Source organism: Pseudomonas sp. BF-RE-25 (genome assembly GCF_019956105.1).
Lineage (GTDB): Bacteria > Pseudomonadota > Gammaproteobacteria > Pseudomonadales > Pseudomonadaceae > Aquipseudomonas > Aquipseudomonas migulae.
The window spans coordinates 31,266-44,449 of record NZ_JAHBDB010000088.1 but is presented as its reverse complement, the minus strand read 5'-3'; the positions used below and the strand labels follow the sequence as shown (position 1 = coordinate 44,449).

The window sequence follows — 13,184 nt, the reverse complement described above, 5'->3', positions numbered from 1 at the left end:
ACACTGCGTGCCATGAAAACCATTCCCCACACGCAAATCACCGAGCCTGCGGTCACGTGCTCGACCTGCGCGGCCTGCTGCTGCCAGCTCGAAGTGATGCTGATCACCGACACCGGCGTGCCCGAACGTTTTATCGATACCGATGATTGGGGCGGGGAAGTCATGCTGCGCCTGGACGACGGCTGGTGCGCCGCGCTGGATCGCAACACGATGATGTGCACGATCTACGAAAAACGCCCGCTGATCTGCCGGGAGTTCGAGATGGGCGCACCGGAGTGCATCGAAGAGCGCCAGGGGATTAGCACGGCGTATCGATGATCTTGAAAACACCTCGCTCCCTGTAGGAGCCGGCTTGCCGGCGATGGTGTGTCAGTCGACATCACCGTAGCTGACCCACCATCGCTGGCAAGCCAGCTCCTACAAGGGACCGCGTTTTGTCTTACAACGGCATCGTGTAGTGCAGCGCGTAACTTTCTACACCATCGTTCGGGCTGCTGAGCCCCGCATTGGAATAGTGCGTCGCACGAATCCCGACTTCATGCCCGCCCGCAAAACGCAGACCGAAGCCAAAACGGTCTTCGAACTGAAAGGCACTGCCCAGTTCGTTGCCTTCGAGTTCGGTATTCGAGAACGCCGCCACGCCAACCCCGAGCTCTAGATAAGGTTTGACGTTCTGACCGGCAAACTCATAAACAAACACCGGCGAGAAAGACAGGCTGTGGTTGCTGGAAGTCTTGTCGCCTTCCCAATAGGTGTAGGCACCACTCCAGTAACCGGTCAAACGACCGACGTCACTTTGCAACCAGCTCTTGTCCCAATCGAATTGCATGCCCAATCGATAGGTCATGGTCGAATCGCTGGTCTGGCCGACCCCGAACTCCACGCCTGCCGCCTGTGCGGTAAAACTTTGCCCCATCAATGCAGCCGCAATCGCGGCCAAGCAGAATAGTCGCTTCATAGAAACATCCTTTTCCGTACGATTTCGTATGGTTTTTTTTTGCTTACCGCAATAGAAGTCGACGCTTAATCAGAAGTTCACCCCAATTACCCGTTTCCCCAAACTACCTATTGAAGCTTTGCACAACGCCAGCGGTATTCCACAGTATCGGCAAGATATTTCTGAAATGTTCCGGATCGGCACTCGTCCAGAATTGCGCTGCGCGAGCTGGACCTTCAGCCAGCAATTCACGCTCGGCCAACAGCCGCTGAAGTTGTCGCGCGACGGCGGCGCCGGTATCGATCAGGCTGATGTCCTCGGGGATCATCTGCTTAAGCAACGGCTTTAGGAAGGGGTAATGCGTGCAGCCGAGAATTATCGTGTCGCAGCCTGCGGCGAGCAGCGGCCCGACATAGCGGGCCAGCAACTCACGCAGGGCGGGACTGTGCAGATCGCCGTTTTCAATCAGCTCCACAAGCCCTGGGCACGGTTGGGTGATCACCTGCACATCGGTGGCGAAACGGTCGAGCAACGCAGCGAACTTGGCGCTCTGCAAGGTGCCGGTGGTGGCGAGGACACCGACCACGCCGCTGCGGGTCGCGGCGGCGGCCGGTTTGACCGCAGGCTCCATGCCGACGATGGGCCACTCGGGGAAGTCGCGCCGCAAATCGGCAACACCGGCCACCGTCGCCGTGTTGCAGGCCAGCACCAGGGCCTTGGCGCCTTGCTGCTGAAAAAATTCGGCCATCACGCTGCAACGATGGCGAATGAATTCCGGGGTTTTCTCGCCGTAAGGAATATTGCCGCAATCGGCGACGTACAGCAGAGACTCGTTAGGCAGCAAACGCTGGACCTCGGCCAGCACCGACAGCCCACCGACCCCGGAGTCGAACACGCCAATGGGCGCTTCACGCATGTTTCGGCCCACAGACGCTGCAGCCCGGATCACGCTTGACGCGCAATTCACGGAAGCGCGAACCCAAGGCATCGATCAACAACAGGCGCCCTACCAGCGGTTCGCCGAAACCGGCCAACAGTTTCATCGCTTCCAGCGCCTGAAGGCTGCCGACCAGTCCCACCAAAGGACCGACGACGCCCGCTTCACTGCACGTCAATTCAGCTTCGCTGCCGTGCCCGTATAGACAGTGGTAGCACGGACTGTCCGGACGGCGCGGATCGAACACCGACAATTGCCCTTCAAGACGAATCGCTGCGCCGCTGACCAACGGTTTGCCGGCCGCCACGCACGCAGCGTTGACCGCTTCGCGGGTGGAAAAATTGTCGGAACAGTCGAGGACCAGGTCCACTGTGGCCACCACAGCGGCCAGGGAATCTTCGTCCAGCGCGGCACGATGGGCGACCAGCTTGATCTCGGGGTTGATCGCGCTCAGGCGGCGGATCGCCGAATCAACCTTGGTCTGGCCGACGCTGTCGGTGTCGTGAATGATCTGGCGTTGCAGGTTGGTCAGGTCGACGGTGTCGAAGTCCGCCAGATGCAGCTCACCGACGCCCGCGGCGGCGAGGTACAACGCAACCGGCGAACCGAGCCCGCCGAGACCGATGATCAACACGCGGCTTTCTTTCAATCGCAACTGGCCGTCGATGTCGACGTGCTGCAACAGAATCTGCCGACTGTAGCGCAACAATTCCTGATCATTCAGCACGGCAGGCGCCCCAGGCTGATCCGTTGGTGACCGCCCAGATCGGAGCGGCTGTGGACTTCTTCAAAGCCGCGGGTCTGCAACAAATCGCGCACGGCTTCGGCTTGATCATAACCGTGTTCGAGCATCAGCCAGCCGCCCGCTTCCAGATAATCCGGGGCCTGGGCGACGATCAAACGCAAATCGTCGAGCCCGTCGACTCCAGCTACCAAGGCACTGGCCGGTTCGAAGCGCACATCGCCTTCCACCAGATGCGGATCGGCGGATGCAATGTACGGCGGGTTGCTGATGATCAGTTGAAAACGCTGACCTTCCAGGGCGCTGAACCAATGACTGCTCAGCACGGTGGCGTTGTTCAGGTGCAAACGCTGACGATTGCGCTCGGCCAAAGCCACGGCTTCGAGTACACGATCCACAGCGGTGACGCTCCACGCCGGACGCTCGCTGGCCAGGGCCAACGCAATGGCGCCGCTGCCGGTGCCGAGATCGAGGACCTTCGCGGGGGTGGCGGGAAACAATTCCAGCGCGGCTTCCACCAGCAATTCGGTGTCCGGGCGCGGGATCAAGGTGTGCGGCGCAACTTCCAGATCCAGCTTCCAGAAACCTTGCTGGCCCAGAATGTAAGCCACCGGCTCACCGCCACGACGGCGTTGCAGGTACTCGGCAAACTTCAGCGCGGCGTCGCTCGGAACGATGCGCTCCGGCCAGGTGTGCAGAAAACTGCGGGACTTGCCCAACGCCGCCGCCAGCAGCAATTCGGCATCCAGACGCGCCGTCGGCGAGTCGGGTAAATCAGCGGCGCGCAACAAACTGGCAATGATCGTCATTTAGTCACCTATCGCTGCCAATTGGTCGGCCTGGTATTCGGCCAGCAACGGTTCGATCACCGCATCGACACCGCCCGCGAGAATTTCGTCGAGGGAATACAGCGTCAGGTTGACCCGGTGGTCGGTGACCCGGCCCTGGGCAAAGTTGTAGGTGCGGATGCGCTCGGAGCGATCACCCGAACCGACCAGCAACTTACGCTCGCTGGCGATGGCATTCGCCGCTGCGCTGGTCTGCTGATCATTGAGCTTGGCCGACAGCCAGGACATCGCCCGGGCGCGGTTCTTGTGCTGGGAACGTTCTTCCTGGCACTCGACGACGATACCGGACGGCAAGTGCGTGATGCGGATCGCCGAGTCCGTCTTGTTGACGTGCTGGCCACCGGCACCGGAAGAACGGTAGGTATCAATCCGCAGGTCCGCCGGATTGATCTCGATCGCTTCCTGCTCGTCCGGCTCGGGCAATACGGCCACGGTGCACGCCGAAGTGTGGATACGCCCCTGGGATTCAGTGGCCGGAACCCGTTGCACGCGGTGCGCGCCGGATTCGAATTTCAGCTTGCCGTAGACGTTGTCGCCTTCGACGCGGGCGATGACTTCTTTATAGCCGCCATGTTCGCCCTCGTTTTCCGAGAGGATTTCCACACGCCAGCCGCGACGCTCGGCGTAACGCGAATACATGCGGAACAGGTCGCCGGAGAAGATCGCCGCCTCGTCACCGCCGGTGCCGGCACGGATTTCAAGGAACACGTTGCGCCCGTCGTTCGGGTCCTTGGGCAGCAGCATGCGTTGCAGGCTGGCTTCGATCTCGATCAATTGCTCTTTGGCTTCGCGGACTTCTTCCACGGCCATTTCACGCATGTCCGGGTCGTTGTCCTTGAGCAGTGCCTGGGCGCCTTCGAGGTCGCTCTGTACTTTGAGCAACTGTTTATAGGCGTCGACAATCGGCTCGACTTCCGCGTATTCCTTGGAATAGGCGCGGAATTTGGTCTGGTCGGAAATGACCTCGCCGTCGCCAAGCAAGGCGGTCAATTCCTCGAAACGGTCCTGGAGGATGTCCAGCTTATTGAGCAGTGACGCTTTCATTGCGGTTTTTTATCCGAAAAGCTATCCGATGAGCCCTCACCGAGGGCAAAGAGTTCCTGGGCCATGGCCAGTGCGTCGAGGCGACCTTCGGCTGAGAGCTTTTTCAACTGCACGCTCGGGGCGTGCAAGAGTTTGTTGGTCAAGCCACGCGCCAGTTGCACCAGCACATCTTCGGCGCTGCTGCCATTGGCCAGCATGCGTTGGGCCTTCTGCAATTCTTCGTCACGCAGGCGTTCGCTTTGTTGGCGATAGGCCTTGAGTACATCCACCGCTGCCAGTTCGCGCAGACGGATCATGAAATCTTCGGCGCCGACCGAAACCATCTCTTCCGCCGCTTGCGCAGCGCCTTGACGGCTCTTGAGGTTTTCGGCGACCACTTCGTGGAGATCGTCGACGCTATAAAGGTAAACGTCGTCCAACTCGCCGACTTCAGGCTCGATATCGCGCGGTACGGCGATGTCCACCATGAAGATCGGTTTGTGCTTGCGCAGTTTCAAGGCACTTTCCACCGCGCCTTTACCGAGAATCGGCAACTGGCTGGCGGTGGAACTGATGACGATGTCGCTGCGCACCAGTTCGGCCGGAATGTCCGAGAGCAACACGGCATGGGCGCCAAACTGCTCGGCCAGAATGCTTGCGCGCTCCAGGGTGCGGTTGGCGACGACGATGCGTTTTACCCCCAGTTCATGCAGATGGCGGGCGACCAGGGTGATGGTCTCGCCGGCGCCGATCAGCAAGGCCTGGCTGCGTTGCAGGTCGCTGAAAATCTGTTTCGCCAGGCTGACTGCGGCAAACGCCACGGACACCGGGTTCTCGCCGATGGCGGTGTCTGTGCGCACTTGTTTGGCCGCATTGAACGTGGCCTGGAACAAACGCCCGAGCAGCGGACCGATGGTGCCGGCCTCGCGGGCCACGGCGTAGCAGGATTTCATCTGGCCGAGGATCTGCGGTTCGCCCAGCACCAGCGAATCGAGCCCGGAGGCGACCCGCATCATGTGACGAACTGCCGCATCATCTTCGTGCACATAAGCGCTCGCGCGCAGCTCGTCGAGGCTCAGATGGTGATAATCGGCCAGCCAGCGCAGCACGACGTCCGCCGAAAGGTGATCCTGTTCTATATAGAGTTCACTGCGATTGCAGGTGGAGAGGATCGCAGCTTCGCGGCTGTCGGTGAGTCGGCAGAGCTGCTGCAAGGCCTCCACCAGCTGCTCAGGGGTAAAGGCCACGCGCTCGCGGACGTCTACTGAAGCAGTCTTGTGGTTAATACCGAGTGCAAGGAAGGCCATTCAAGGTCGCTGATGGTGACGTGAAGCCGGCAATTGTCCTACTTCGACAGATTCAGAACAACTACTCGATCTCTATTGACCTGGTAGCCGATGCCCGGGCTTGCGAGCGGTTCTCGTTTACACAACTTTTGATCCACGCACCCCCCCTGTAGGAGCCGGCTTGCCGGCGATGGTCGTGAACGATGACGCATTTATTCTGGAAAAGACGCGACACCTTCAAGTCCATCGCCGGCAAGCCGGCTCCTACAGGGGGGTGTCCGACACGTTCCGTACGTGCAAGGGTAAATTGGCCGGCCGGTTATGTTTGGCCGAAGGCTTGTGTCATGATGATCTGACCGCAGGTTAGTCGTCCTCTTCCTATATGAATAGATCTTCCGCGTTGCTCCTCGCTTTTGTCTTCCTCAGCGGCTGCCAGGCCTTGGCACCCGTTTCGTCGGACGGTACGTCGCCGGTCGAAGACAGCACTCCGGCCCCTGAAAAGCCCAAGGTCTACAGCTCGTTCAGCGAAGAAACCATCTTCAGCCTGTTGAGCGCCGAACTGGCTGGCCAACGCAATCGTTTCGACATTGCGCTGGACAACTACGTGACCCAGGCCATCAACACCCAGGATCCGGGCATCTCCGAACGGGCGTTTCGCATCGCCGAGTACCTGGGCGCCGATCAGGCTGCCCTGGACACCGCGCTGATCTGGGCGAAAAACGCCCCGGACGACCTCGAGGCGCAACGGGCCGCTGCCGTGCAACTGGCGCGCGCCGGGCGTTATGACGACTCCATGGCCTATATGGAGAAAGTCCTTCAAGGCAAGGGCGACACACATTTCGACTTCCTTGCGCTGTCCGCCGCGGATACCGATCAGGAAACCCGCAACGGCCTGATGAAAAGTTTTGACCGCTTGTTGCAGCGTCATCCCAACAACAGCCAGCTGATTTTCGGCAAGGCCTTGTTGATGCAACAGGACGGCGACAGCAAAGGCGCACTGACACTGCTGGAAGACAACCCGCCGGATGACGGCGAAATAGCCCCGATTCTGCTGCGCGCACGCCTGCTGCAAACGCTCAATCGTGGTGATGAAGCGTTGCCGCTGCTGCAAAAAAGCATCAAGAAATACCCGGACGACAAACGCCTGCGCCTGACGTATGCCCGCATGCTGGTCGAACAGGACCGGATGGACGACGCCAAAGTCGAGTTTTCGAGCCTGGTTCAGCAGTACCCCGAAGACGACGAATTGCGTTACTCCCTGGCGCTGGTGTGCCTGGAAGCCAAGGCCTGGGACGAGGCCAAGGGCTACCTGGAAGACCTGATCGCCCGTGAAAGCCATGTCGACTCGGCACACCTGAACCTCGGCCGTATCGCTGAAGAGCGCAACGATCCCCAGGGCGCCCTGATCGAATACGCCAAGGTCGGCCCGGGCAACGACTACCTGCCGGCACAGTTGCGCCAGGCCGATATCCTGATGAACAACGGCAAGACCGCCGAAGCGCAAAGCCGCCTGGCGGCAGAGCGTGACGAACAACCTGATTACGCGATTCAGCTGTATCTGATCGAAGCCGAAACCCTGTCCGCCAATAAACAGGGGGACAAGGCCTGGAATGTTCTGCATAAAGCCTTGCAGCAATACCCGGACGATCTGAATCTGCTGTACACCCGCGCCATGCAGGCGGAAAAACGCAATGACCTGGCGCAGATGGAAAAAGACCTGCGGCTGATCATCAAGCGCGACCCGGACAACGCCATGGCGCTGAACGCCCTCGGCTACACCTTGTCCGACCGCACGACGCGTTATGCCGAAGCCAAGGCCCTGATCGAACAGGCGCACCAGATCAATCCGGAAGACCCGGCGGTACTCGACAGCCTCGGCTGGGTGAATTTCCGCATGGGTAATCTCGACGAAGCGGAAAAACTGCTGCGCAAGGCGCTCGATCGCTTTCCCGACCAGGAGGTGGCCGCTCACCTCGGCGAAGTACTGTGGGCCAATGGCAAACAACGCGAAGCCAAACAAATCTGGGGCAAGTTCCTCAAGGAACAACCCGACAGCCCAATCCTGCGCGGCACCATCAAGCGCCTGACCGGATCAGAGACTCTTTAAGCTTATGTTTTTGCGCCACTTCATCGTTTTCAGTTTCATCGCCCTGCTCGCCGGTTGCGCGGGCTTCGGTGCCCGCGAATCGGTACAGGGTCAGGGCGACGCCGGCCTGTGGCGCATTCACAAAGAACAACTGACCGGCCTCGACGGCTGGCAGATCAACGGCAAGATCGGTATTCGCGCACCAAAAGACTCGGGCAGCGGCACGCTGTTCTGGTTGCAGCGCCAGTCCTATTACGACATTCGCCTTTCGGGCCCCTTGGGTCGCGGCGCCGCACGCCTGACCGGACACCCCGGAAAGGTTTCGCTGGAAGTCGCCAATCAGGGGCGCTATGAAGCGCCGACGCCGGAAGTGCTGCTCGAAGAACAGCTCGGCTGGAAGTTGCCGGTATCCCATCTGGCATGGTGGGTCCGCGGACTCCCGGCACCGGACAGCAAGAGCCGCCTGACCCTGGATACCGATAGCCGACTGGCCAATCTGGAACAGGATGGCTGGCAAGTCGAATACCTGAGTTACGCCGAGCAAAACGGCTTTTGGCTGCCTGAGCGGATCAAACTGCATGGCACCGACCTTGATGTCACGCTGGTGATCAAGGAATGGCAACCGCGCAAACTGGGGCAATGAACATGACGACCCCACACTTGACGCTGCCCTCCCCGGCCAAACTCAATCTGATGCTGCACATCCTCGGTCGCCGTGAAGACGGTTACCACGAGTTGCAGACGATTTTTCAGTTTCTCGACTACGGCGATGAAATCACTTTCGCCGTGCGCGACGACGGTGTGATTCAACTGCACACCGAATTCGATGGCGTACCGCACGACAGCAATCTGATTGTTCGAGCCGCAAAAAAACTTCAGGAGCAATCCGGTTGTTCGCTCGGCATCGACATCTGGATCGAAAAAATCCTGCCCATGGGTGGCGGCATCGGTGGCGGCAGCTCAAATGCCGCGACGACTTTGCTCGGGCTCAATCACCTCTGGCAACTGGGTTGGGATGAGGATCGACTGGCCGCACTGGGCTTGACGCTGGGCGCCGACGTCCCGGTTTTCGTGCGTGGCCACGCGGCTTTCGCCGAGGGCGTGGGAGAGAAACTCACCCCTGTAGACCCCGAAGAACCGTGGTATCTCGTGCTTGTGCCGCAAGTATCTGTAAGTACAGCAGAAATTTTTTCAGATCCGTTGTTGACACGTAACTCTTCTCCCATTAAAGTGCGCCCCGTTCCCAAGGGAAACAGTCGAAATGACTGCTTACCGGTGGTAGCAAGGCGTTATCCAGATGTACGTAACGCATTGAATTTGTTAGGTAATTTTACCGAAGCAAAACTCACCGGAACTGGAAGTTGTGTGTTTGGGGGCTTCCCAAGCAAAGCTGAAGCTGATAAAGTCTCGGCCCTTCTTACAGAGACCCTTACAGGGTTTGTAGCAAAGGGAAGCAACGTTTCGATGTTGCATCGCAAGCTGCAAAGTCTGCTCTAAAGGAACCGATTACTGGGTAATCGTTGCAACAGATACAGGGGCGTCGCCAAGCGGTAAGGCAGCAGGTTTTGATCCTGCCATGCGTTGGTTCGAATCCAGCCGCCCCTGCCATTTTCTATACTCATCCAGGTTACCCTCAGCCTCTAGGTACTGCGCGTGTCCAAGATGATGGTCTTTACGGGGAATGCTAACCCCGATCTGGCTCGGCGTGTCGTACGTCAGCTGCATATCCCTCTCGGTGACATCTCTGTCGGTAAGTTTTCCGACGGCGAGATTACAGCCGAGATCAATGAAAACGTCCGCGGTAAAGATGTCTTCATTATTCAGCCGACTTGCGCTCCGACCAACGATAACCTGATGGAACTGGTAGTGATGGCTGATGCCTTCCGCCGCTCCTCGGCTACTCGTATTACTGCTGTTATTCCTTACTTTGGTTATGCCCGTCAGGATCGCCGTCCGCGTTCCGCACGTGTGGCTATCAGCGCGAAAGTCGTTGCTGACATGCTTACCGTAGTCGGCATCGACCGTGTTCTCACGGTTGATCTGCATGCTGACCAAATCCAGGGTTTCTTCGATATTCCGGTAGATAACATCTACGGCTCCCCCGTTCTGGTGGATGACATTGAAGATCAGCGCTTCGAAAACCTGATGATCGTGTCCCCGGACATTGGCGGCGTCGTGCGTGCACGTGCCGTTGCCAAATCCCTGGGCGTGGATCTCGGGATCATCGACAAACGCCGTGAGAAAGCCAATCACTCTGAAGTGATGCATATCATCGGTGATGTCGAAGGGCGCACCTGTATTCTGGTCGATGACATGGTCGATACCGCCGGCACTCTGTGCCACGCGGCAAAGGCTTTGAAAGAGCATGGCGCTGCCAAGGTTTTCGCCTACTGCACACACCCTGTGCTGTCCGGTCGGGCGATCGAAAACATTGAAAATTCCATGCTGGACGAACTGGTGGTGACTAACACCATCCCGTTGTCCGCTGCTGCTCAAGCCTGCTCGCGTATCCGTCAACTGGATATCGCGCCGGTTGTTGCCGAAGCGGTTCGCCGCATCAGCAATGAAGAATCGATCAGCGCGATGTTCCGTTAAGGGCCCTGCCCTTCTCGAACAGCTCGTTGACGAAAAGCGCCCCGCCCCGGCATTCCTGTCGGGGCGGGGCTTTTTTGCCCATATCGCCTTTAGCGCTGGTCGCAAACGCTGGGGCGAATGTGGTTATTTTGGAGATACAACATGAACGATTTTACTCTGAATGCTGAAGTGCGTTCCGACCTGGGGAAAGGTGCGAGCCGCCGCCTGCGTCGTCTCGCAAGCCTGGTACCAGCTGTAGTTTACGGTGGCGAAAAAGCCCCTGAATCCATCAGCATGCTGGCTAAAGAAGTTGCCAAACTGCTCGAAAACGAAGCGGCTTACAGCCACATCATCGAGCTGAACGTTGGTGGCACCAAGCAAAACGTAATCATCAAAGCTCTGCAGCGTCACCCGGCCAAAGGCCACGTGATGCACGCTGACTTCGTACGCGTAGTTGCCGGCCAAAAGCTGACCGCTATCGTTCCAGTGCACTTCATCAACGAAGAAGCACCAGCGAAGAAAGGCGGCGAGATTTCGCACGTTGTTGCTGAAATCGAAGTGACCTGCCTGCCAAAAGACCTGCCTGAATTCATCGAAGTCGATCTGGCTAACGCCGAAATCGGTTCGATCATTCACCTGTCCGACCTCAAAGCCCCTAAAGGCGTTGAGTTTGTTGCTCTGGCACACGGCGATGACAAGGCTGTTGCCAACGTCCACGCTCCACGTGTTGCTCCAGAAGCTGCTGAAGGCGCTGCAGAGTAATTCACTCTGTGATGCCGGAGTGACCCGGTAACATCGCGGACTGGAACGTAGCGAGAAAGCGGGCGAGAACGCGGAGTTTACATAATGGTAAATGAGCACTTGTCGTCCACTTTCGCCGTACACCCGGATTGCGGCGATGTTATCCACCACTCCAAAGAAGGGCCCCTATCGTGACTGCCATCAAACTGATCGTTGGCCTGGGAAATCCAGGCGCTGAATACGAACAGACCCGGCATAACGCAGGGGCCCTTTTTGTTGAGCGCATCGCGAACGCACAAGGCGTCAACCTTGTGGCGGACCGCAAATATTTCGGCCTGACCGGGCGCTATTCGCATCAGGGTCAGGATGTTCGTCTGCTGATTCCCACCACGTACATGAACCGCAGCGGCCAGGCCGTGGCGGCACTCGCCGGTTTCTTCCGCATCAAGCCTGAAGAAATCCTCGTGGCGCATGACGAACTCGACCTGCCACCGGGCGTTGCCAAACTCAAACAGGGCGGCGGCCATGGCGGTCACAACGGGTTGCGCGACATCATTGCGCAACTGGGCAATCAGAATACCTTCTACCGCTTGCGGCTTGGCATTGGCCATCCGGGCGTAGCCAGTATGGTTTCAAATTTCGTCCTGGGTCGTGCGCCACGCGCCGAACAGGAAAAACTCGATGCCAGCATCGACTTTGCCCTCGGCGTGCTGCCGGATATCCTCGCCGGGGAATGGAACCGCGCGATGAAAAACCTGCACAGCCAGAAGGCCTGACTCTACTCCTCGGGGAAAACACCATGGGATTCAATTGCGGCATCGTCGGCCTGCCTAACGTCGGTAAGTCCACCCTGTTCAACGCCCTGACCAAATCCGGGATCGCGGCCGAGAACTTCCCCTTCTGCACCATCGAGCCGAACAGCGGTATCGTGCCGATGCCGGATCCGCGTCTGGACGCCTTGGCGGCCATCGTCAAACCAAAGCGCATCCTGCCGACCACCATGGAATTCGTCGACATCGCGGGCCTCGTTGCCGGCGCCTCGAAAGGTGAAGGCCTGGGCAACAAGTTCCTGGCCAACATCCGTGAAACCGATGCCATCGCCCACGTGGTCCGCTGCTTCGAAGACGAGAACGTGATTCACGTCTCCAACAGCGTCGACCCGAAACGCGACATCGAAATCATCGACCTGGAACTGATCTTCGCCGACCTCGACAGCTGCGAGAAGCAACTGCAGAAAGTCGCACGCAACGCCAAGGGCGGTGACAAGGACGCAGTGGTCCAGAAAGGCCTGCTGGAGCAACTGATCGCTCACTTCACCGAAGGCAAGCCAGCGCGCAGCCTGATGAAGAGCATGGGCACCGACGAGAAAGCGGTGATCAAAGGCTTCCACCTGCTGACCACCAAACCGGTCATGTACATCGCTAACGTCGCTGAAGACGGTTTCGAAAACAACCCGCACCTGGACGTGGTCCGGGCCATCGCCGAAGAAGAAGGCGCCGTGGTTGTTCCGGTGTGCAACAAGATCGAAGCGGAAATTGCCGAGCTGGATGACGGCGAAGAAAAAGACATGTTCCTCGAAGCCCTGGGCCTCGAAGAGCCTGGCCTGAACCGCGTGATCCGCGCCGGCTACGAAATGCTGCACCTGCAGACCTACTTCACCGCCGGTGTTGAAGAAGTCCGCGCCTGGACCGTCCGCGTTGGTGCCACCGCACCACAAGCCGCTGGCGTGATCCACACCGACTTCGAAAAAGGCTTCATCCGCGCCGAAGTCATCGCCTACGACGACTTCATCCAGTACAAAGGCGAAGCCGGCACCAAAGAAGCCGGTAAATGGCGCCTGGAAGGCAAGGACTACATCGTTAAAGACGGCGACGTGATGCACTTCCGTTTTAACGTGTAAGACAGCAGCCCAAGAAAAAGCCGCGTTTGATACGCGGCTTTTTTGTGCCTGAAATCCCGTTCACCGCAATCCTGTAGGAGCCGGCTTGCTGGCGATCCAGACACCGCGGT

The 13,184-nt window shown here is 58.7% G+C and carries 14 protein-coding genes and 1 tRNA gene; 9 read left to right on the top strand and 6 right to left on the bottom strand.

The features are described 5' to 3' along the window. The first annotated feature begins 12 nt into the window (after positions 1 to 12). Positions 13 to 318 (top strand): YkgJ family cysteine cluster protein, encoded by a 306-nt coding sequence (locus KGB24_RS27815; protein ID WP_008025864.1) that lies wholly within the window; start codon positions 13 to 15, stop codon positions 316 to 318. A 121-nt stretch (positions 319 to 439) separates the two neighbouring features. Here KGB24_RS27815 and KGB24_RS27810 read toward each other — a convergent pair whose 3' ends face one another. The 6 genes from KGB24_RS27810 to hemA form a co-directional block, all read right to left on the bottom strand. Next, positions 440 to 958: an acyloxyacyl hydrolase gene (locus KGB24_RS27810; RefSeq protein ID WP_192419158.1), complete on the bottom strand. Its 519-nt coding sequence runs from the start codon at positions 956 to 958 to the stop codon at positions 440 to 442. 103 nt (positions 959 to 1,061) lie between these two features. Then, complete coding sequence (gene murI, locus KGB24_RS27805; protein ID WP_008025861.1) at positions 1,062 to 1,853, bottom strand: glutamate racemase; 792 nt, start codon at positions 1,851 to 1,853, stop codon at positions 1,062 to 1,064. Continuing rightward, a complete protein-coding gene (locus KGB24_RS27800; protein WP_008025859.1) occupies positions 1,846 to 2,601 on the bottom strand; it encodes a molybdopterin-synthase adenylyltransferase MoeB in 756 nt (251 codons plus the stop codon). Before KGB24_RS27800 ends, murI begins: the two co-directional genes overlap by 8 nt. After that, entirely contained in the window at positions 2,595 to 3,425 is an 831-nt protein-coding gene (prmC, locus tag KGB24_RS27795) for a peptide chain release factor N(5)-glutamine methyltransferase (RefSeq protein ID WP_223415251.1), read from the bottom strand. The genes KGB24_RS27800 and prmC overlap by 7 nt, the downstream gene beginning before the upstream one ends. Next, on the bottom strand, positions 3,426 to 4,508 hold the full coding sequence (gene prfA, locus KGB24_RS27790; RefSeq protein WP_008025856.1) for a peptide chain release factor 1: 1,083 nt from the start codon (positions 4,506 to 4,508) through the stop codon (positions 3,426 to 3,428). After that, positions 4,505 to 5,794, bottom strand: a complete 1,290-nt coding sequence (gene hemA, locus KGB24_RS27785; protein ID WP_223415250.1) for a glutamyl-tRNA reductase — start codon at positions 5,792 to 5,794, stop codon at positions 4,505 to 4,507. Before hemA ends, prfA begins: the two co-directional genes overlap by 4 nt. Before the next feature lie 361 nt (positions 5,795 to 6,155). Between hemA and KGB24_RS27780 the strand changes: the two genes are divergently transcribed. The 8 genes from KGB24_RS27780 to ychF all read left to right on the top strand — a co-directional run bounded on the left by KGB24_RS27780 (position 6,156) and on the right by ychF (position 13,074). Next, positions 6,156 to 7,880 (top strand): tetratricopeptide repeat protein, encoded by a 1,725-nt coding sequence (locus KGB24_RS27780; protein ID WP_008025853.1) that lies wholly within the window; start codon positions 6,156 to 6,158, stop codon positions 7,878 to 7,880. Between the two features lie 4 nt (positions 7,881 to 7,884). Further along, positions 7,885 to 8,502, top strand: coding sequence for a lipoprotein insertase outer membrane protein LolB (gene lolB / locus KGB24_RS27775; protein ID WP_223415249.1), 618 nt, complete (start codon positions 7,885 to 7,887; stop codon positions 8,500 to 8,502). 2 nt (positions 8,503 to 8,504) lie between these two features. Next, the gene (gene ispE / locus KGB24_RS27770; protein ID WP_223415264.1) at positions 8,505 to 9,356 is read left to right on the top strand and encodes a 4-(cytidine 5'-diphospho)-2-C-methyl-D-erythritol kinase; all 852 of its coding nucleotides are present in this window, start codon (positions 8,505 to 8,507) and stop codon (positions 9,354 to 9,356) included. A 36-nt stretch (positions 9,357 to 9,392) separates the two neighbouring features. After that, positions 9,393 to 9,467 (top strand) — tRNA-Gln (locus KGB24_RS27765). 45 nt (positions 9,468 to 9,512) lie between these two features. After that, the gene (locus tag KGB24_RS27760; RefSeq protein ID WP_003208392.1) at positions 9,513 to 10,454 is read left to right on the top strand and encodes a ribose-phosphate pyrophosphokinase; all 942 of its coding nucleotides are present in this window, start codon (positions 9,513 to 9,515) and stop codon (positions 10,452 to 10,454) included. A gap of 141 nt (positions 10,455 to 10,595) precedes the next feature. Next, positions 10,596 to 11,195 carry a 50S ribosomal protein L25/general stress protein Ctc gene (locus KGB24_RS27755; protein WP_008025849.1) on the top strand — a complete coding sequence of 200 codons (600 nt, stop codon included), beginning with the start codon at positions 10,596 to 10,598 and terminating at the stop codon, positions 11,193 to 11,195. A gap of 170 nt (positions 11,196 to 11,365) precedes the next feature. Further along, a complete protein-coding gene (pth, locus tag KGB24_RS27750; protein ID WP_008037207.1) occupies positions 11,366 to 11,950 on the top strand; it encodes an aminoacyl-tRNA hydrolase in 585 nt (194 codons plus the stop codon). A gap of 23 nt (positions 11,951 to 11,973) precedes the next feature. Further along, complete coding sequence (ychF, locus tag KGB24_RS27745) at positions 11,974 to 13,074, top strand: redox-regulated ATPase YchF (RefSeq protein ID WP_207286086.1); 1,101 nt, start codon at positions 11,974 to 11,976, stop codon at positions 13,072 to 13,074. Positions 13,075 to 13,184: the final 110 nt, after the last annotated feature.